The 17,814-nt window shown below is 65.4% G+C and carries 21 protein-coding genes; 13 read left to right on the top strand and 8 right to left on the bottom strand.

Annotated features, from left to right (window positions below):
• Positions 1-126: 126 nt before the first annotated feature.
• Complete coding sequence (gene proC, locus HZZ16_RS30645; protein ID WP_197953674.1) at positions 127-951, top strand: pyrroline-5-carboxylate reductase; 825 nt, start codon at positions 127-129, stop codon at positions 949-951.
• A gap of 97 nt (positions 952-1,048) precedes the next feature.
• Here proC and HZZ16_RS30640 read toward each other — a convergent pair whose 3' ends face one another.
• The 5 genes from HZZ16_RS30640 to HZZ16_RS30620 form a co-directional block, all read right to left on the bottom strand.
• Positions 1,049-1,456: a thioesterase family protein gene (locus HZZ16_RS30640; RefSeq protein WP_197953672.1), complete on the bottom strand. Its 408-nt coding sequence runs from the start codon at positions 1,454-1,456 to the stop codon at positions 1,049-1,051.
• A gap of 81 nt (positions 1,457-1,537) precedes the next feature.
• The gene (locus HZZ16_RS30635) at positions 1,538-1,780 is read right to left on the bottom strand and encodes a tautomerase family protein (RefSeq protein ID WP_197953670.1); all 243 of its coding nucleotides are present in this window, start codon (positions 1,778-1,780) and stop codon (positions 1,538-1,540) included.
• Positions 1,781-1,860: 80 nt separating this feature from the next.
• Positions 1,861-3,381 (bottom strand): histidine--tRNA ligase, encoded by a 1,521-nt coding sequence (hisS, locus tag HZZ16_RS30630; protein WP_197953668.1) that lies wholly within the window; start codon positions 3,379-3,381, stop codon positions 1,861-1,863.
• A gap of 160 nt (positions 3,382-3,541) precedes the next feature.
• Complete coding sequence (locus tag HZZ16_RS30625) at positions 3,542-4,066, bottom strand: YegJ family protein (protein WP_197953665.1); 525 nt, start codon at positions 4,064-4,066, stop codon at positions 3,542-3,544.
• A gap of 208 nt (positions 4,067-4,274) precedes the next feature.
• Entirely contained in the window at positions 4,275-5,357 is a 1,083-nt protein-coding gene (locus HZZ16_RS30620) for a branched-chain amino acid aminotransferase (protein WP_197953663.1), read from the bottom strand.
• A 336-nt stretch (positions 5,358-5,693) separates the two neighbouring features.
• On the opposite strand from HZZ16_RS30620, the gene HZZ16_RS30615 reads away from it, so the two are divergent.
• Genes HZZ16_RS30615 through HZZ16_RS30605 form a run of 3 tightly spaced genes read left to right on the top strand, consistent with a single transcriptional unit; the run spans position 5,694 to position 8,373 of the window.
• Positions 5,694-6,236, top strand: a complete 543-nt coding sequence (locus HZZ16_RS30615; RefSeq protein WP_197953662.1) for a MarR family winged helix-turn-helix transcriptional regulator — start codon at positions 5,694-5,696, stop codon at positions 6,234-6,236.
• Positions 6,233-6,964 (top strand): response regulator, encoded by a 732-nt coding sequence (locus tag HZZ16_RS30610; RefSeq protein ID WP_197953661.1) that lies wholly within the window; start codon positions 6,233-6,235, stop codon positions 6,962-6,964. The genes HZZ16_RS30615 and HZZ16_RS30610 overlap by 4 nt, the downstream gene beginning before the upstream one ends.
• 20 nt (positions 6,965-6,984) lie before the next feature.
• Entirely contained in the window at positions 6,985-8,373 is a 1,389-nt protein-coding gene (locus HZZ16_RS30605) for an ATP-binding protein (protein ID WP_197953660.1), read from the top strand.
• A 167-nt stretch (positions 8,374-8,540) separates the two neighbouring features.
• Here the strand turns inward: HZZ16_RS30605 and HZZ16_RS30600 are convergent, their stop codons facing one another.
• Together HZZ16_RS30600 and HZZ16_RS30595 are read right to left on the bottom strand one after the other, a co-directional pair.
• Positions 8,541-9,071 (bottom strand): DUF3617 domain-containing protein, encoded by a 531-nt coding sequence (locus HZZ16_RS30600; RefSeq protein WP_197953659.1) that lies wholly within the window; start codon positions 9,069-9,071, stop codon positions 8,541-8,543.
• Between the two features lie 45 nt (positions 9,072-9,116).
• The gene (locus HZZ16_RS30595) at positions 9,117-9,422 is read right to left on the bottom strand and encodes a hypothetical protein (protein WP_197953658.1); all 306 of its coding nucleotides are present in this window, start codon (positions 9,420-9,422) and stop codon (positions 9,117-9,119) included.
• Positions 9,423-9,607: 185 nt separating this feature from the next.
• Between HZZ16_RS30595 and HZZ16_RS30590 the strand changes: the two genes are divergently transcribed.
• The 4 genes from HZZ16_RS30590 to HZZ16_RS30575 all read left to right on the top strand — a co-directional run bounded on the left by HZZ16_RS30590 (position 9,608) and on the right by HZZ16_RS30575 (position 12,376).
• A complete protein-coding gene (locus tag HZZ16_RS30590; RefSeq protein WP_197953657.1) occupies positions 9,608-10,069 on the top strand; it encodes a hypothetical protein in 462 nt (153 codons plus the stop codon).
• Positions 10,070-10,187: 118 nt separating this feature from the next.
• Positions 10,188-10,880 carry a ribonuclease T2 family protein gene (locus HZZ16_RS30585; protein WP_197953656.1) on the top strand — a complete coding sequence of 231 codons (693 nt, stop codon included), beginning with the start codon at positions 10,188-10,190 and terminating at the stop codon, positions 10,878-10,880.
• A 155-nt stretch (positions 10,881-11,035) separates the two neighbouring features.
• A complete protein-coding gene (locus HZZ16_RS30580; protein ID WP_197953654.1) occupies positions 11,036-11,896 on the top strand; it encodes a 23S rRNA (adenine(2030)-N(6))-methyltransferase RlmJ in 861 nt (286 codons plus the stop codon).
• 264 nt (positions 11,897-12,160) lie between these two features.
• Positions 12,161-12,376, top strand: a complete 216-nt coding sequence (locus HZZ16_RS30575; protein ID WP_008544396.1) for a cold-shock protein — start codon at positions 12,161-12,163, stop codon at positions 12,374-12,376.
• A 72-nt stretch (positions 12,377-12,448) separates the two neighbouring features.
• Here HZZ16_RS30575 and HZZ16_RS30570 read toward each other — a convergent pair whose 3' ends face one another.
• Entirely contained in the window at positions 12,449-13,072 is a 624-nt protein-coding gene (locus HZZ16_RS30570) for an outer membrane protein (protein WP_197953651.1), read from the bottom strand.
• 244 nt (positions 13,073-13,316) lie between these two features.
• Here HZZ16_RS30570 and uvrC point away from each other — a divergent pair, with 244 nt between their 5' ends.
• The 5 genes from uvrC to prmB all read left to right on the top strand — a co-directional run bounded on the left by uvrC (position 13,317) and on the right by prmB (position 17,768).
• Positions 13,317-15,374, top strand: a complete 2,058-nt coding sequence (gene uvrC / locus HZZ16_RS30565) for an excinuclease ABC subunit UvrC (RefSeq protein WP_197953649.1) — start codon at positions 13,317-13,319, stop codon at positions 15,372-15,374.
• Positions 15,375-15,471: 97 nt separating this feature from the next.
• Positions 15,472-16,089 (top strand): CDP-diacylglycerol--glycerol-3-phosphate 3-phosphatidyltransferase, encoded by a 618-nt coding sequence (pgsA, locus tag HZZ16_RS30560; protein ID WP_197953648.1) that lies wholly within the window; start codon positions 15,472-15,474, stop codon positions 16,087-16,089.
• On the top strand, positions 16,086-16,337 hold the full coding sequence (gene moaD / locus HZZ16_RS30555) for a molybdopterin converting factor subunit 1 (protein WP_197953647.1): 252 nt from the start codon (positions 16,086-16,088) through the stop codon (positions 16,335-16,337). The genes pgsA and moaD overlap by 4 nt, the downstream gene beginning before the upstream one ends.
• Before the next feature lie 4 nt (positions 16,338-16,341).
• Entirely contained in the window at positions 16,342-16,809 is a 468-nt protein-coding gene (locus HZZ16_RS30550) for a molybdenum cofactor biosynthesis protein MoaE (RefSeq protein ID WP_197953646.1), read from the top strand.
• A complete protein-coding gene (gene prmB / locus HZZ16_RS30545) occupies positions 16,809-17,768 on the top strand; it encodes a 50S ribosomal protein L3 N(5)-glutamine methyltransferase (RefSeq protein ID WP_197953645.1) in 960 nt (319 codons plus the stop codon). The genes HZZ16_RS30550 and prmB overlap by 1 nt, the downstream gene beginning before the upstream one ends.
• Positions 17,769-17,814: the final 46 nt, after the last annotated feature.

The raw sequence follows: 17,814 nt of genomic DNA, 5'->3' as shown, positions 1-17,814 counted from the left end.
GATCCATCCGGCGTGATGGCCACTTGTAGCACGCGGCTTGTTGCCAACACCTCGATCCACTAGAACCGCCTGTGGTTATGGATCCCCGCCTTCGCGGGGATGACGCCTGAGTGTGTGGCAACGGCGATGGCAAACAATCCTCTCCAAAGCATCTCCGGCACCATCCTGCTCGCTGGCGCCGGCAAGATGGGCGGCGCGATGCTCACGGGATGGCTGGCAGGCGGGCTCGATCCGCGCCGCGTCGCGGTGATCGATCCGCACATTGCGCCGGAGATCTCCGCGCTGGCCGCCAAGGGCGTCGTGCTCAATCCTGATGTGAGCACTGCCGGCGTTGTCGAGACACTCGTCGTGGCGGTGAAGCCGCAGATGTTCCGCGAGGCCGGCGCCAAGCTGAAGCCGTTCGTCTCGGACAAGACCTCGGTGGTCTCGATCATGGCGGGCACCACGATCGCCGCGCTCCAGCAGGTCTGCGGCGGCGCCGTGGTGCGCGCGATGCCGAACACGCCGGCCGCGATCGGCCGCGGCATCACCGTCGCCGTTGCGGCGGACGACGTCAGCGCCGCGCAGCGCGCGGTGGCCGATGCGCTGCTGCGCGCCACCGGCGCGGTCGAATGGGTCGAGGACGAAGGATTGATGGACGCGGTCACCGCCGTGTCCGGCTCGGGCCCGGCCTATGTGTTCCTGCTCGCCGAAGAGCTCGCCCGCGCCGGCATTGAGGCGGGATTGCCCGAAGCCCTGGCGACGCGGCTCGCCCGCGAGACCGTCGCCGGCTCCGGCGAGCTGCTGCACCAGTCGGAGCTTCCGTCGAGCACGTTGCGCCAGAACGTCACCTCGCCCGGCGGCACCACGGCCGCAGCGCTCGGCGTGCTGATGGGCGAGCCGGGATTGCGCGATCTCATGATCCGCGCGATCGCCGCGGCGACGCAGCGGTCGAAGGAATTGGCGAAGTAAGACGGTGCGGTAGGGTGGGTTAGGCGAAGCCGTAACCCACCATGGTCTCAGCGATTGCGGAATGAAGTTGGTGGATTACGCCTTCGGCTAATCCACCCTACGAAACTCCGGGCTTTGCCCCCAGTCGCTTGTTGAACATCTCGACATTGACGAGCCCGCGCGCGTGGCGGCCTTCGCCGAGCTTGCGCGTGCCCTCGAACGCCTCGACCTCGAAGCGGATGACGCGGCGCTCGACCGCGACCACCTTTGCGGTGGTCCGCACGGTCGCGCCGACGAGCGCGGCGGCAAGATGGCGGATGTCGACCTCGGTACCGACAGTGACCCAGCCCGGCTGGAGCGCTGAGCGGATCGCATCGCCCGATGTCATCTCCATCTCCAGGATCATCATCGGGGTCGCGTAGACAAACGGCATACCGGGCACGAAATGCCCGACGGTGCGCTCCACCGGCACCACCAGCGTGCGCTCGGCGCTCATGCCTGTTGTGATGAAGTCGCGTGCGTCCATGGACCCTCACACTCAGTGTCGTCCCCGACCTGCGCTGACGCTTGTCCGGGACGACAGCGGCGTTTGCCGCAACGGCAATGGCTATTTTTTCGCGGCCGCCGCGCGCTCCACGAAGGTCTTGCCGCCCTTCATCTTGTGGCGGAGCGGGGCTTCATTGATCTGGATGACGACGGCATCGGCATCGATACCGAGGTTCTTCACCAGCGCCTGGGTGATGTCGCGCATCATGCCGGCCTTCTGCTCATCGGTACGGCCTTCGGCCATGCTGATGGTGATCTCAGGCATCGTCGTCTCCCTGTTGCTCTTTCCTCGTCCACTCGTCATTGCCGGGCTTGACCCGGCAATCCATCATTTTGAAGATGGATGCGCGGGTCAAGCCCGCGCATGACGATCGAGGCGAATAGCTAGCCCCACTTCACGTCATGGCGGGCCAGGACCTCGCGCACCTTGGCGACGAGATCGGCTTCGCTGCACGAGAACTGTGCCGGCCGGGTCTCGCGCCATTCCTGGTTGGAAGCGATCGCGGCGGCCGCCTTGGCGCCTTCGATCAGGTCCTTGACCTGCACCTCGCCGCGCGCCTTTTCGTCCGAGCCCTGGATGATGACGCACGGTGAGTTGCGGCGGTCGGCATATTTGAGCTGGTTGCCCATGTTCTTTGGGTTGCCGAGATAAAGCTCGGCGCGGATGCCGGCGGTGCGCAAGCTCGCGACCATCTTCTGGTAGTCGGCGACGCGGTCGCGGTCGAACACGGTGACGACGACGGGGCCGAATTCGGGCCGCGTGTCGAGCTTGCCGAGCAGCGTCAGCGCCGCTTGCAGCCGTGACACGCCGATCGAGAATCCGGTTGCCGGCACCGGCTCGCCGCGGAAGCGCGAGACGAGGCCGTCGTAACGTCCGCCGCCGCCGACTGAGCCGAACCGCACTGGGCGGCCCTTCTCGTCCTTGGTGTCGAGGAGGAGTTCGACCTCGTACACGGGGCCGGTGTAATATTCGAGGCCGCGCACCACGGACGGATCGATCTTGATGCGATCCGCGCCATAGCCCGACGCGGTGACCAGTTTTGCAATCTCTTCCAGCTCGCTGACGCCGGCCTGGCCGACCTCGCTCTTGGCGAGATAGGCTTCTGCTGCGGCAATTGCTTCTTTCCAATCCTCGCGCGGCTTGGTGATGGCGAGAACAACGTCGGCTTCCGCCGCGCTCAAATTGGCGCCTTTGGTGAAGTCGCCCTTGCCTTCCTCGCCGCCGTCCCAGCGTCCGGGACCGAGCAGCTTGCGCACTTCGTCCGCGGAAAACTTGTCGAGCTTGTCGATCGCCCGCAGCACGGTCAGTCTGCGCGCCGCATTGTCCTCACCCGCAAGGCCAATGGCCTCCAGAACGCCGTCGAGCACCTTGCGATTGTTCACCTTCACCACGTACTGGCCGCGCGCGATACCGAGCGCCTCCATCGTGTCCGCCGCCATCATGCAGATCTCGGCATCCGCCGCCGGCGTCGCCGAGCCCACCGTATCGGCATCGAACTGCATGAACTGGCGGAAGCGGCCGGGACCGGGCTTTTCGTTGCGGAAGACATAACCGACTCGGTAGCTGCGATAGGGCAGAACCAGACCGTCGGTGCCGTAGCGCTCACCGACGTAACGCGCGAGCGGCGCGGTCAGGTCGTAGCGCAGGCTGATCCATTGCTCGTCGTCGTCCTGGAACGAGAACACGCCCTCGTTCGGACGGTCCTGGTCGGGCAGGAATTTGCCGAGCGCGTCGGTGTATTCCATCGCCGGCGTCTCCACCGGCTCGAAACCGTAGAGCTCGTAGACGGCGCGGATCTTCTCGACCATCTCGCGCGTCGCCCGGATCGCGGCAGGATCGCGATCCTCAAGCCCGCGCGGCAGGCGCGCCTTCAGTTTCTGGGGTTTTTTGGGTTTCTCGGCCATGCGCGGCGTTTACCAGCCGGCGCGGGAGGCGGCAACCGCGGCTTAGAGGCCGACGTCATTCCGGGGCTCGCGAAACGAGAACCCGGAATCTCGAGATTCTTAGGTGCGCGATTGCGCACCATAGTTCGCCCCTCGGGCGCCCCGGAATGACGCCCTATACTTACGGCTGCTCCATCCGCGCCCGGAGCGCGTCGGCGTCGGCTTTCGGCATGGATTTGAGCAGCGGCTTGATGGTTTCGCCGCCGACGATCTTGCCGTTCCGCATGAACATCCAGTCCGAGATGTCGGCCGCGGTGAACTTGACCGGGTCGCCTGCGTGTTTGCCCGGCAAATCGCGCGGTTCGTTGGCGAACAGGCCCGAATACGTCCCGCCGGGCTGCTTCTTCAGCTCGCCGATCCAGACATGCTCGCCGCCCCTGCGGGTCGTGAAGTGCACCTTCAGGGCGTGGCCGGTCTCGGACGGCTTTGGCGATTCATAGGAGGTCCAGAAGGTGGGGAGCGTGGCGCGGGCCCGCGCGATCGCAGCGTTCATCTCGGGATCGCTGGTGCGGACGTCGACGATCGGCGAGCGGTCCTGCGCGGCGACCTCGTGGGTCGGGCCGATGGCCAGGATGCCGAAAACGCAAACGCCGGTGATGGCGGCGAGAACGACCCATTTCATGGGTTGGGAGAGCTTTGTCGCCATGACCGCGATATCCAGGATGCGTCAATGTCTACGGGCTTTGTCGCGGGATCGTGGCGGGCCGTTCATGGCATGCCGGCCTGTCGCCTGGTGTTCCCCGGATGCTGCGCAACGCGCCGCCTCTTGGCGGCGTGGTGCGCTGCTAATCCGGGGTCCAGCCGCTGGCACTCTGGGTCCCGGCTCGCGCTTTGCGCGTCCGGGACACGAGACCTCAAAACACCTTGCGGATCCAGTTGTGCGGATCGTTGGTGCGGCCGTACTGGATGTCGACGAGCTGCTTGCGCAGGCCCATGGCGACGGGGCCGGCGGCGCCGCCCGAAATCTCGAAGTCGCCGCTGACCGAACGCACCTTGCCGATCGGCGAGATCACGGCGGCGGTGCCGCAGGCGAAGGCTTCCTTGAGTTTGCCGCTCGCCGCATCCTTGCGCCACTGCTCGAGCGAATAGGGTTCTTCGCGCACCGTCTTGCCGGCATCGCGGGCGAGCGTGATGATGGAGTCGCGGGTGATGCCGGGCAGGATGGTGCCGAGCGGCGGCGTCGACAGCGAGCCATCGTCGAACACGAAGAACACGTTCATGCCGCCGAGCTCTTCGATGTAGCGGCGCTCCACCGCATCGAGGAAGACGACCTGGTCGCAGCCGTGCTGGATCGCCTCGGCCTGAGCGCGCAGGCTCGCGGCATAATTGCCGCCGCATTTGACCGCGCCAGTGCCGCCGATCGCGGCGCGCGTGTAGTTCTCCGACACCCAGATCGAGACCGGCGCAGGCCCGCCCTTGAAGTACGAGCCGACGGGCGAGGCGATCACCGCAAAGATGTATTCGGACGACGGCTTGACGCCGAGGAAGGTCTCGCTCGCGATCATGAACGGGCGCAAGTAAAGGCTGCCCTCGCCGCCCGGCATCCAGGCGCGGTCGATGCGCACGACCTGCTCGACCGCCTCGATGAAGACGTCTTCAGGCAGCTGCGCCATCGCCATGCGATCGGCCGAGTCCCTAAAACGCCGCGCATTGGCGTCGGGACGGAACAGGTTCACGCCGCCGTCGTCGCGCTTGTAGGCCTTCAGGCCTTCGAAGATCTCCTGCGCATAGTGCAGGACCGCGCCGGCGGGATCGAGCTGGAAGTTGGCGCGCGCCTCGATCTTCGCCTCGTACCAGCCGCCCTTGGCCTGGTTGTAGCGGACGATCGCCATGTGATCGGTGAAGACCCGCCCGAAGCCGGGATCCACCAGCTTGGCGACGCGGTCCTTCTCAGGTGTCGGATTGGATGCGGGCTGGATGTCGAATGTCATGCTCATGTCCTTGCCTCCCGCTGCCGGTGGCGGCGCTGTTCTCGCGCCCGCCTTGCCCGTTCGGGCCCGGCTGGCTTGATTGGTTTCTGGCCGGACCGCCGCCAGCCATGTTACGGCCGGTTTCCGCGGCCAGCATGTCGGGCAGGACATGCTTTTGCGGAAGGCGGAAGTCCAGTATGTTTTGCCGAAATGCCGCTCGACAATCGCACGGTAGATCTGCTTCGGCCGTCGCCGCTGCCCGGCTCTCTCCGGCCGTCCTGCTATGATGCCACCCGGCGCGAAACGATCTAAAATTTCGTGCGGGTCGATCGTTTTGTAACATAGAACCCAAGATACGTCAATATGCCTGACATAAATTTCGCAGCCGCTCCTCCTGACGTCGCCGAATCTCGGCCCGCCGCGTCGGATGGAGGCAATTTGCGCTGGGATATCATCGAGCTGCTGTTCTTCGCCTATCGCGATTTCGTCGGCGATCCCGACCAGGAGTTGGAGGCGTTCGGCTTCGGCCGGGCCCACCACCGGGTCATGCATTTCGTCTACCGCTATCCCGGGCTGAAGGTCGCCGACCTGCTCGACGTCCTGCGCATCACCAAACAGTCGCTCGGCCGGGTGCTGAAGCAGCTCCTGGACGAGGGCTACATCGTGCAGAAGACCGGCGACAATGACCGTCGCCAGCGCCTGCTCTACGCGACGCCGAAGGGCGAGGCGCTGGTGCAGAAGCTCGCCGGGCTGCAGACCACGCGGATCACCAGGGCGCTTGCGGAGATGGGTCCGCAGGACGCCGAGACTGTGAAGCGCTTCCTGCGCGCGATGATCGACCGTGACGATCCGGACAAGGTGCTGGAGACGATCTTCGCTTCCGTCAACCAAGACGCCAAGGAGTGACCGTGCCGCTCGCTGCCACGCTCGCCCGCCCGCCGGTGCAACCGGCCGACGATGCCCCGCATCTCTTGCTGGTCGATGACGACCGCCGCATCCGCGACCTGCTCTCGCGCTTTCTTGCGAGCGAAGGCTACCGCGTCACCACCGCGGCGAGCGCCGGCGATGCGCGCTCGAAGCTGCTGGGCCTGCATTTCGATCTCCTGATCCTCGACGTCATGATGCCCGGCGAGACCGGCTTTGACCTCGCCCGCTTCATCCGCACCTCGTCGTCGGTGCCAATCGTGATGCTGACGGCGCGCCACGAGGCGGAAGCCCGCATCGAGGGCTTGCAGATCGGCGCCGACGATTACGTCGCAAAGCCGTTCGAGCCCCGCGAACTGGCGCTGCGCATCAACAACATCCTCAAGCGCGCCGCGCCGCCGCCGCAGGCCACGACGATCGAGAAGATCGCCTTCGGGCCCTATGTCTACCATCTCGAGCGCGGCGAATTGCGCCAGGGCGAGGAGGTCATCCACCTCACCGACCGCGAGCGCGAGATGCTGCGAATTCTCGCGGAGACGCCGGGCGAGACCGTGCCGCGCAGCGCGCTGACTGGCAATGGCAGCGTCAACGAGCGCGCCGTCGACGTGCAGATCAACCGCCTCCGGCGCAAGATCGAGACCGACCCTGCCAATCCGCTGTTCCTGCAGGCGGTGCGCGGCATCGGCTACCGCCTGGTGGCCTCGCCCTAGACCGCAGTGAAGCGCGCCAGATGAGCACGATCGATACCGGCCTGACGCTTCTGAAGAGCGCCGCCGGCCGCGTCTCGGCCGCCAACGGCTGGATGGGCAACGCGTTCAAGGGCTGGATGCCGACCGGCCTCTACGCCCGCGCGCTCCTCATCATGATCGTGCCGATGGTGATCCTGCAATCGGTCGTCGCCTTCGTGTTCATGGAGCGGCACTGGAACACGGTCACGCGCCGCCTGTCGGCCGCAGTGGTGCAGGATATCGCCGCACTCATCGACGTCTACAAGGGCTATCCGCAGGACCGGGATCGCGACCAGATCCGCCGCATCGCGCAGCAGCGGCTCGGCCTCGTCGTCGATTTCCTGCCCGCCGGCGACATGCCGCCGCCGGGACCAAAACCGTTCTTCTCGCTGCTCGACCAGACGCTGTCGGTGCAGCTCGGCCGCCAGATCGGCCGCTCGTTCTGGATCGACACGGTCGGCCGCTCCAACCTGGTCGAGATCCGCATCCAGCTCGACGATGCCGTGATGCGCGTGTTCGCGCAGCGCAGCGCCGCCTATGCCTCGAACTCGGAGATCTTCCTGTTCTGGATGGTCGGCACGTCCTCGATCCTCTTGATCGTCGCGGTGCTGTTCCTGCGCAACCAGATCAAGCCGATCCTGCGCCTTGCCGATGCCGCCGAGAGTTTCGGCAAGGGCCGCGAGGCGCCGAATTTTCGCCCTCGCGGCGCGCGCGAGGTGCGGCGCGCGGCGGTCGCCTTCCTGGAGATGAAGTCGCGCATCGAGCGCACGATGGAGCAGCGCACCGCGATGCTCGCCGGCGTCAGCCACGATCTGCGCACCATCCTGACCCGCTTCAAGCTCGAGCTGGCACTGATCGGCGACAGCCCCGAGCTCGAGGGCATGCGCAAGGACGTCGACGAGATGTCGATGATGCTGGAGGATTACCTCGCCTTCGCCCGAGGCGATTCCGGCGAGCAGTCGCAGCCGACCGACATGGCGCAGGCACTCGAGGAGCTGCGCAGCGATGCCGAACGTCACGGCCACACCGCGACCGTCGCGTTCAACGGCCTGCCCGTGGTGACGGTGAAGCCGGCTTCGTTCAAGCGCTGCCTCGCCAACCTCGTCACCAACGCAGCGCGCTACGGCAAGAACATCGCCATCACCGGCCAGCGCGATCACCGTTATTTGACCGTCACCGTTGATGACGACGGTCCGGGCATTCCCGCGCACTTGCGCGAAGAGGTGTTCAAGCCGTTCCTGCGGCTGGACAACGCCCGCAACCAGGATGAAGGCGGCACCGGCCTGGGGCTCGCGATCGCCCGCGACATCGCCCGCTCGCATGGCGGCGACATCACGCTGGGTGACAGCCCGATGGGGGGATTGCGGGCGAGCGTAAGGATACCAGTGTAGCCTTTCTTGCCTCTCCCCGCTTGCGGGGAGAGGTCGGATCGCTCTTGCGATCCGGGTGAGGGGGTACAGGTCTCGTGACAATCTCATTCGCGGAGAGAGGCCCCTCACCCCAACCCTCTCCCCGTAAGAACGGGGCGAGGGAGCGCACCGGCTGCGCGGCGAGCACACTACTTCGGCAGCAGCGCCTTCAGCTTGTCCATGTCGCGCGTGTTCATCTTGAAGCCGCCGGGCATGACGATGTCGCCGGGCTTCTGATCCGGCTTGCAGGCTCCGAGCCACTTGGCCTGCAAAGTCGTGGTGCTGTCGCGCCCGGCCGCACCGGCAACGCCGCCTTTTGCGTGCGAGGTCGTCTTCACCGTGTAGGCCGAGTTGAAATCGCCTGATATCTCGGCATGCGAGGTCGTGCTGACGCCGGCGACGTTGCACTCGGAATCGCTGACATAGCCGGTCGCGGTCTTCTTGATCTCCTGCTTGGCGCAGATCTGCTTGGCCATCGGGGAGACGTTGTTGCTCATCTCCTTGTCAACAGTCTCGTCGGTGCAGTGCTGCATGGTCATCTCGGGCACGGGCGAACCTGAAGTGATCAGCTTCATTTCCCAAAGACCTGCCTTGCGCAGCGGGAGGTCGTCGGCGTCGGCGCTGCCTGCCGACAATCCGAGGCAAAGCATCCAGCCGAGCAAAGCGAGTTTGCGCGTCATGTCGAAGACTCCCGGCTGAGAGACGTGCGGCGCTACGACAGCGCCTCAGTAGAGCGTGCGGATCGGCCGATCGGCGGCGCCATAGGGCACCCAGCGGCAGGCGAACGAGACGTAGCCGCCCTCATAGGCCTGCACGCCCAGGAATTTCGCGACCTTGCCGTAGCGGGCGCAGTGATCGACCGCGACCTGACGCGCATCGACCTGGGTCGCCATCGAATAGGCGATGATGCCGCCAGTGTCGTTGCCCTTGAACGGCGGCACCGGAGAAAAGATGTCGGCGCGCGCCGACTGGCTCGCCATGCCCGAGACAATCAGGCTGGCAAGAAGGCCCGCGGCCGCAATGATTCGCATTCCCGTTACTCCAATTGGCTTGGGGCCAGTTTACGGTGCCGGGACGGACGTGAAAAGAACCGAACCCCTGTTGGCCGCGACATCCTGGTCAAGTCCTGGCGAAGTGTTGCCGCGCTGCACTTGACCTCCCCCAGCCTTCGCGGCACCGTCCGACCTTCGCAAGACCTTAGCTGCCCGGATTGACCATGCCCGCCCCCTCCCAGAAATCGCTCCGCTTTGCCGCCGTGCTCGGCCTCATGTTCGGAGCACTATCGCTCGGCGAGGCCAAGGCTGCCAATCCGCTCGAGTTGAATTTCTGGCTGAGCGGGCCGCGTTATGACGGTGCCGTCGCCGATTGCGACAGGGCGCTGCCGACGATCGCCACCCAGTTCTGGGAAAAGGAAAGCTCGTTCTGGAATTCCCCGTTGAAGATCACCGGCTTCTCTGCCGTTCGTGAGGTCGCGTTCCGTCCCTGGCAGTCCGACAACATTCCGCGCCGCTATTGCACCGCTGAGGCCATGCTCACCGACGGCAAGGTGCGCAAGGTGCATTTTTCGCTGATCGAAGACGGCGGCTTTGCCGGTTACGGCAACGGCGTCGAATGGTGCGTGGTCGGACTCGACCGCAACTGGGCCTATAACCCGGCCTGCCGCGCCGCCAAGCCCTGATCCCGAAGCGGCTGATTCGGGTTGAACTCACGGCAGACGAGTGCCGCCCGCATTTTGTTCTTGAAATGTTCCAGCTCCCTGCTAGGCTGTGTACACAGTCTAGTTGAGGGGCGTCGTCATGTTTGACTCCAGATTGCGTTCGTTGTCCCGCCTGATGATCTCGCTGACCCTCGCTGCGGGGTTGGCCACCCTCGCCGGCGGTGCGAAGGCGCAGGACAAGCGGCAGAACGCACCGGGCGAGTTCGATTTCTATGTGCTGTCGCTGTCGTGGTCGCCCTCGTTCTGCGAGGAAGCCGCCGAGCGCGGCGGCCGGTCCCAGATGCAATGCGGCGGACGGCCCTACGCCTTCGTGGTGCATGGGCTGTGGCCGCAATACGAGAACGGTTTTCCGGAATACTGCCAGCGGCCGGCGCCGCGGCTGAACCGCAACATCGTCTCCTCGATGCTCGACCTGATGCCGGCGCCGGGCCTGATCTTCAACGAATGGGACAAGCACGGCACCTGCTCCGGGCTCGAGGGCCGCGGCTATTTCGAGACGATCCGGAAAGCGCGCGCCGCGATCAAGATCCCGGCTGAATATCTCGATCTGTCGCAGGCCAAGACCGTGGCGCCGGCGGAGGTGGAGGAGGCCTTCATCAAAGCCAATCCGGGTCTCAGCAATGCCGCCGTCTCGGTCACCTGCAACCGGACACGGCTGTCCGAGGTCCGCATCTGCCTCAGCAAGGACCTGCAATTCCGCGCTTGCGACGAGATCGAGCGCCGCGCCTGCCGCCGCGACCAGGTGACCATGCCGCCGATCAGGGGCGGTTAGTTCTGCGTACGTAGCGCCCGCACCGTCATGGCCGGGCTTGTCCCGGCCATCCACGTTTCACAACGCGGCGCGAAGGACGTGGATGCCCGGGACAAGCCCGGGCATGACGAGTAAAAGATGCTGCGCATTCTCTTTTCTGAGCCGCAGATCTTTCCATGAACTACCGCCACGCCTTCCACGCCGGCAGCTTCGCCGATGTCATCAAGCACATCGTGCTGGCGCGCATCCTCACTTATCTGCAGGACAAGCCGGCAGCGTTCCGCGTCATCGACACCCATGCCGGCGCCGGCCTCTACGATCTCGACAGCGACGAGGCGCGCCGCGGCGGCGAATGGCTGACCGGCATTGCGCGGCTGCTGCAGGCCCGCCTGTCGAACGAGAGCGCGGCGCTGACGAAGCCCTATCTCGACATCGTCCGCGCCTTCAATCCGAAGGGGAAGCTCAAGGTCTATCCGGGCTCGCCGTTGATCGCGCGCGGCCTGCTCAGGCCGCAGGACCGGCTCGTCGCCTGCGAGCTCGAGCTGAAGGCACGGAAAGCGCTGATTGATGCGCTGCGCCGCGACGAGCAGGCCCGCGTGGTCGATCTCGACGGCTGGGTGGCGCTGCCGGCCTTCGTGCCGCCGAAGGAGCGGCGTGGGCTCGTGCTGATCGATCCGCCCTTCGAGGCCAAGGACGAGTTCGAGCGGCTCGGCGAAGCCTTCGCGGCGGCGTTCGCGAAATGGCCGACCGGTATCTACGTAATCTGGTATCCCGCCAAGAACCGGCGGGCCACCGACACGCTGGCACAAACCGTGGCGCGGCTCGCAGCTGCAGCAAAGCCGCTCGGAAAATGCCTGCGGCTCGAATTCAGCGTCGCGCCGCAAGCCGACAGCGCCGCCCTCACCTCCACCGGTCTCCTGATCGTCAACCCGCCCTACACGCTGCACGGCGAGCTCAAGACCATTCTGCCGGAGCTGGAAATACCGCTCGGCCAGGGCGGGGCTGCCAGATTCCGACTGGAGGTGCCCAAGCCTTAACGCCAGGCCGTAACACTCCGGCATTCTTGGGAAAAATATGCAGGACCGGTAGTCAATCTGCAAAGAACCGTATTATGCTATTTCCATGACTGGCTTTACGTTCCGCTTCCGCGAATGGTTGCGGCGGAGTGAAGGCCCTAAGAAAGATCCCGCCGGACCGATAGGTCCGTCCAAGGATGGCCAGCTCCCGGGCTCCGTAAGGCCCGGTCATGTCGTGACGTGAGTCTGCGTCGCGGCGGAGGAGCAATGAGGGGGAGTTTCCCGATGGCCATGACGGGAACGGTCAAGTTCTTCAACGGCGAGCGCGGCTACGGCTTCATCAAGCCTGACGACGGCGGTCGCGATGTCTTCGTTCACATCACCGCTGTGGAGCGGGCTGGACTGAAGGACCTTGCTGAAGGACAGCGTATTACTTTCGAAGTCGAACCGGACAAGAAGGGGAAGGGACCGAAGGCGGTCAATCTGGTGATCCTCTCCTAGCGAGTCTGGCGCGAAAAAAAATCCCGGCCGCGAGCGGCCGGGAGGCTGGTCCGGTATTTTCTTCTTTGGATGTCAGAAGTGATAGTTCACGCCTGCGCGGACAACGCTGGCGCTATAGCCGTTTGACACGCCCGTAATTGCGAACTGGCTGGTCGACAGATCGATGTAGAGATATTCGAGCTTGGCGCTCCAGTTCGGTGCGAGGCCGACTTCCGCACCGGCACCGATGGTCCAGCCGGCGGTGGTGTGCGACTCCGTCCAGCCGAAGGTCTGCGCCCGCAGCTCGCCGAAGGCGAGGCCGGCGGTGCCGTAGAACAGCACGTTGCTGAACGTATAGCCGGCGCGGCCGCGCAGGGTGCCGAACCACGGATTGGAGAATTTCCACGGCGCGAAGGTATCGTCGGCGCCAGCTGCCTGGATGTCGCCCTCAACGCCGAACACCCACGGGCCGTTCTGGAAATTGTAGCCGGCCTGCACACCGCCGACGAAGCCGGACGGCTTGGTGGGGTTGTTGTCGACCGAGCCCCATTCATAGCCGATGTTGCCGCCGAGATAGGGGCCCGCCCAGCTATAGGCATTGAGCGGCTGATTGACGGTGTAGGGCGCACGCTGCCCGTAATTGAGATCGGCGGCCTCTGCCGAAGCTGTCCAGCCGGCTGCAACCAACGCGGCTGCGCCCACAACGAGCCTCTTCATCACTCACTCCAACGCAACTGTCGCAACCCGAGCCATGCCCGCGCCGCCGCGCGAGCAAAACCGCATGGTTACGGAACCAAGAACTTTTCGCGTAGGATTTATCGAGAGTTTTAAGTTAAAGGGCTGTTAAGTCGGGTTACCGCCCGCTTAACAGACTTAAGGAAGCGTTACCGGGAACTGGCCGCCTGTGCGTGCCGCATGGCCGGAACTTCAAATCGGCATCCCCAGCGCCTAAATTCGCTCCATGGTTCACGATTCCTCCGACAATCCGGACGACCGCGCGCGCAAGTCGCCGGCTGCTGCGAGCGACGCGCCGCCCGAGCGGCTGGCCGCGCCGGACGTCGATCCCGCGGCGGCAGGGGGCGATGACGAGGACGATGCCCTGCTGCCGGACATCCTGGAAGAGAGCGGCGCCGTCGGCGAAGGCCCGCTCGCGACCGGTCACGAGGCGATCGAGCGCGCGGTCCGCCTCGCGCCGACCTCACCCGGCGTCTATCGCATGCTCAATGCGAACGCCGACGTGCTCTATGTCGGCAAGGCCAAGAACGTCAAAAAGCGCCTGTCCAGTTATGCGCGCCAGAGTGCGCCGCTGCCGGCCCGCATCCTGCGCATGATCGCGGCCACCGTCACGGTGGAGATCGTCTCGACCGCGACCGAGACCGAGGCGCTGCTGCTGGAAGCCAACCTGATCAAGCAGCTGCGGCCGCGCTTCAACGTGCAGCTTCGCGACGACAAATCGTTTCCCTACATCCTGATCACCGGCGACCATTGGGCGCCGCAGATCCTGAAACATCGCGGCGCGCAGACCCGGCCCGGGCGCTATTTCGGCCCGTTCGCCTCCGCCGGCGCGGTCAACCGCACCATCACGGCGCTGCAGCGCGCGTTTTTGATCCGCTCCTGCACCGATTCCTTCTTCGAGAGCCGCACCCGGCCCTGCCTGCTCCACCAGATCCGCCGCTGCGCCGGCCCCTGCACCCGCGAGATCGATTTCGGCGGCTATTCGACGCTGGTGCGCGAGGCGAGCGACTTCCTCTCCGGCAAGAGCCATGCGGTGAAGCAGGAGCTCGCCGGCGAGATGGAGAAGGCCTCGAGCGAGCTCGAATTCGAGCGCGCCGCGCTCTACCGCGACCGCCTCGCTGCGCTGTCGGCGATCCAGTCGCAGCAGGGCATCAACCCGCGCACGGTCGAAGAAGCCGACGTGTTCGCCATCCACCAGGAGGGCGGCTTCTCCTGCGTCGAGGTGTTCTTCTTCCGCACCGGACAGAACTGGGGCAACCGCGCTTATTTTCCGCGGGCGGAGAAGAGCTTTACGCCTGAGGAAGTGCTCGGCTCCTTCCTCGCCCAGTTCTACGACGACAAGCCGCCGCCGAAGAACATCCTGCTCTCGCACGAAATCGAGGAGAGCGAGCTGCTCGCCAACGCGCTGTCGATCAAGGCCGGCCACAAGGTCGAGGTCACCGCGCCCAAGCGCGGCGAAAAGAAAGAGCTGGTCACCCACGCGCTGACCAATGCGCGCGAGGCGCTCGGCCGCAAGCTCGCGGACACCGCGACGCAAAGCCGGCTGCTCGAGGCCATGGCCGCGACGCTGAGCCTGCCGCACGTGCCCAAGCGCATCGAGGTCTACGACAACAGCCACATCCAGGGCACCAACGCGGTCGGCGCCATGATCGTCGCGGGCCCCGATGGCTTCGTGAAGAACCAGTACCGCAAGTTCAACATCAAGTCGGAAGGGATCACGCCCGGCGACGACTTCGCCATGATGCGCGAGGTGCTGGAGCGCCGCTTCAAGCGCCTGATCAATCCGCCCGAGGACGCCGCCAGCAAGGCCAAGGACGACGATTTCCCGCAATGGCCCGACCTCGTGATCATCGACGGCGGCCGCGGCCAGCTCAACGCCGTGCGCGAGATCTTCGCCAATCTCGGCCTGACCCAGGTGTCGCTGATGTCGGTCGCCAAGGGACCGGACCGGGATGCCGGCCGCGAGACCCTGTTCATGCCGGAGCGCGAGGCGATCAAGCTGGAGCCGCGCGATCCCGTGCTCTATTTCATCCAGCGCCTGCGCGACGAAGCCCACCGCTTCGTCATCGGCTCGCACCGCAAGCTGCGCAAGAAGGACATCCGCGAGGCCGGCTTGCAGGAGATTCCGGGCATCGGCCCGTCACGCAAACGTGCCTTGCTGCACCATTTCGGAACCCTGAAGGAGATCGAACGGGCCTCGATCGCCGATCTCGGCAAGGTTCCGGGGGTGAGCGCCGAGAGCGCGCGCAGGATTTTCGAGTATTTCCATCCCCAGCCGGGATGAACTAAAGGGGGACCGCAGTCATATGATCGTCGTGTCCGCACCTCATTTGGGGCGCGGGACGGTTGACGTTCAGGCAGCAGCGGTATTGGTAGGACGGATGAACATCGCCACCACACGAGGGACGACCAGCCGCGCGATGTCCCTCCCCAACATCCTGACCTATGGCCGGATCGCCGCGATCCCGGTCGTGGTCGGATGCATCTATGCACAGTCGATCCTGGATCAGCCGCTCTGGCTGCGCTGGGTCGCAGTGGCCATCTTCATCGGCGCCGCGGTGACCGATTACCTTGACGGCTATTACGCGCGGATCTGGAATCAGCAATCGGCATTCGGCCGCATGCTCGATCCGATCGCCGACAAGCTGCTGGTCGCATCGTGCCTATTGATGTTGGCCGCGGACGGCATCATCCACGGCTGGTCGCTGTGGGCCGCCATCGTGATCCTGTGCCGCGAGATCCTGGTCTCGGGCCTGCGCGAATATCTCGCCGCGCTGCGCGTCAGCGTGCCCGTGACCAAGCTCGCCAAGTGGAAGACAACTGTTCAGCTCGTCGCTATCGGCTTCCTGCTCGCGGGACCTGCCGGCGACGAGGTCGTGCCTGTCGTCTCGATGATTGGCCTCGCGCTGCTGTGGGCCTCGGCGCTCCTGACCATGTACACCGGCTACGACTATTTCCGCGCCGGCATCCATCACCTCATCAAGGAGGACGAGGGATGAAGGTGAAGTATTTCGCATGGGTGCGCGAGCGCGTCGGCAAGGCCGAAGAGACGATCGAGCCTCCCGCGAGCGTGCGCACCGTCGAGGAGCTGATCGCCTGGCTCTCCGGCCAAAGCGAGGCCTATGCGCATGCGTTCGAGAAGCCGAAGGTGATCCGCGCCGCGATCGACCGCGCTCACGTCAGGCAGGACGCTGCCATCGCAGGCGCCCGCGAGATCGCGTTCTTTCCGCCCATGACCGGCGGCTAGGCTCATGACCTGCCCCGTCACCATCCGTATCCAGGAAGACGATTTCGACATCGCGCGCGAGATCGCGGTCCTGACGAACGGCCGGACCGATAGCGGCGCTGTGGTGACATTTTCCGGCATCTGCCGCGCCGACGAGGACAGCGCCAAGGTCGCCGCGCTGACGCTCGAACATTATCCCGGCATGGCCGAGGAAGAGATCAGGCGCCACGCCGACGAAGCCATGGCGCGCTGGCCGCTCGACGGCATCACGGTGATCCACCGCGTCGGCCGCCTCATGCCGGGCCAGAACATCGTGCTGGTGGTGACCGCCTCGCAGCACCGACAGGCGGCGTTCGCGGCCGCCGAGTTCCTGATGGACTATCTCAAGACCAGCGCGCCGTTCTGGAAGAAGGAAGAGAGCGCCACCGGCACCGGCTGGGTCGAGGCCCATGCCCGTGACGACGAAGCCGCCGCACGCTGGACCAAATCCTGATGGCCAAAGTTACGAAAAAGACCGCGCGCGGCCGCGCCGCGCCGAAGCTCGCGAAGGTGGGACCCGGCGAGCTTCTCACGCTGCTCGACTTCGTCCGCTATGCCGTGAGCCGCTTCGTCGAGGCCAAGCTCGCCTTTGCCCACGGCACGACCGATCCGGTGGCGGAAGCCGCGTTCCTGGTCTGCGAGGCGCTGCACCTGCATCCTGAGCAGCTCGACACCTTTGCCAACGCGCGCGTCACCGCCGCGGAAGGCAAGCGCATCCTCGATCTCATCCATCAGCGCGTCACGACGCGCAAACCGGCCGCCTATCTCGTCAACAAGATCTACATGCGGGGCCTGCCCTTCTATGTCGACGAGCGCGTCATCGTTCCGCGCTCCTTCATCGGCGAGCTCCTGGAGTCGCATTTCGGCGCCGACGGCGAGGCCGGATCGCTGATCGACGACCCGACGGCGGTCGAGCGCGTGCTTGATCTCTGCACGGGCTCGGGCTGCCTTGCGATCCTCGCCGCGCATCATTTCCCGAACGCCACCGTCGACGCGGTCGACATCTCCAAGGGCGCGCTCGAGGTCGCTGCGCGCAATGTCGGCGAATACGGGCTCGAGGACCGCATCAGCCTCTATCGCGGCGACCTGTTCGCCCCGCTCGGCGGCAAGAGATACGACCTGATCATCACCAACCCGCCCTACGTCGACGCCGAGGGCATGGCCGCATTGCCGCCGGAGTGCCGGGCCGAGCCGAAGCTCGCCTTCGATGGCGGCGCCGACGGGCTCGACGTGGTGCGCCGGATCCTGCGCGATGCGCCCGATCACCTGACGCCGGATGGCGGGCTGATCTGCGAGATCGGCCGCGGCCGCGAGCTGGTCGACCAGGCCTTTCCGGAACTGCCGCTGCTCTGGCTCGACACCGAAGAATCCGAGGGCGAGGTGTTCTGGATCGCAGCCGCCGATCTCGGCTGATTCATCGCGGCGGGTCACGCTCCGTCGGAACAAGTCAAATATCGCC

The sequence above is a fragment of the Bradyrhizobium glycinis genome (genome assembly GCF_016031655.1).
GTDB classification, from domain to species: domain Bacteria; phylum Pseudomonadota; class Alphaproteobacteria; order Rhizobiales; family Xanthobacteraceae; genus Bradyrhizobium; species Bradyrhizobium glycinis.
This window is presented reverse-complemented; position numbering and strand designations above follow the sequence as displayed.

Coding starts and splice junctions, on each gene's coding strand:
- moaD (WP_197953647.1), top strand. CDS start 16,086: ATGAAGGTGAAGTATTTCGCATGGGTGCGCGAGCGCGTCGGCAAGGCC.
- HZZ16_RS30640 (WP_197953672.1), bottom strand. CDS start 1,456: ATGGACGCACGCGACTTCATCACAACAGGCATGAGCGCCGAGCGCACG.
- HZZ16_RS30550 (WP_197953646.1), top strand. CDS start 16,342: ATGACCTGCCCCGTCACCATCCGTATCCAGGAAGACGATTTCGACATC.
- pgsA (WP_197953648.1), top strand. CDS start 15,472: ATGAACATCGCCACCACACGAGGGACGACCAGCCGCGCGATGTCCCTC.
- HZZ16_RS30580 (WP_197953654.1), top strand. CDS start 11,036: ATGAACTACCGCCACGCCTTCCACGCCGGCAGCTTCGCCGATGTCATC.
- HZZ16_RS30605 (WP_197953660.1), top strand. CDS start 6,985: ATGAGCACGATCGATACCGGCCTGACGCTTCTGAAGAGCGCCGCCGGC.
- HZZ16_RS30600 (WP_197953659.1), bottom strand. CDS start 9,071: ATGACGCGCAAACTCGCTTTGCTCGGCTGGATGCTTTGCCTCGGATTG.
- HZZ16_RS30625 (WP_197953665.1), bottom strand. CDS start 4,066: ATGGCGACAAAGCTCTCCCAACCCATGAAATGGGTCGTTCTCGCCGCC.
- HZZ16_RS30635 (WP_197953670.1), bottom strand. CDS start 1,780: ATGACGAGTGGACGAGGAAAGAGCAACAGGGAGACGACGATGCCTGAG.
- HZZ16_RS30575 (WP_008544396.1), top strand. CDS start 12,161: ATGGCCATGACGGGAACGGTCAAGTTCTTCAACGGCGAGCGCGGCTAC.
- HZZ16_RS30615 (WP_197953662.1), top strand. CDS start 5,694: ATGCCTGACATAAATTTCGCAGCCGCTCCTCCTGACGTCGCCGAATCT.
- HZZ16_RS30590 (WP_197953657.1), top strand. CDS start 9,608: ATGCCCGCCCCCTCCCAGAAATCGCTCCGCTTTGCCGCCGTGCTCGGC.
- HZZ16_RS30570 (WP_197953651.1), bottom strand. CDS start 13,072: ATGAAGAGGCTCGTTGTGGGCGCAGCCGCGTTGGTTGCAGCCGGCTGG.
- HZZ16_RS30620 (WP_197953663.1), bottom strand. CDS start 5,357: ATGAGCATGACATTCGACATCCAGCCCGCATCCAATCCGACACCTGAG.
- hisS (WP_197953668.1), bottom strand. CDS start 3,381: ATGGCCGAGAAACCCAAAAAACCCCAGAAACTGAAGGCGCGCCTGCCG.
- HZZ16_RS30585 (WP_197953656.1), top strand. CDS start 10,188: ATGTTTGACTCCAGATTGCGTTCGTTGTCCCGCCTGATGATCTCGCTG.
- uvrC (WP_197953649.1), top strand. CDS start 13,317: ATGGTTCACGATTCCTCCGACAATCCGGACGACCGCGCGCGCAAGTCG.
- proC (WP_197953674.1), top strand. CDS start 127: ATGGCAAACAATCCTCTCCAAAGCATCTCCGGCACCATCCTGCTCGCT.
- prmB (WP_197953645.1), top strand. CDS start 16,809: ATGGCCAAAGTTACGAAAAAGACCGCGCGCGGCCGCGCCGCGCCGAAG.
- HZZ16_RS30595 (WP_197953658.1), bottom strand. CDS start 9,422: ATGCGAATCATTGCGGCCGCGGGCCTTCTTGCCAGCCTGATTGTCTCG.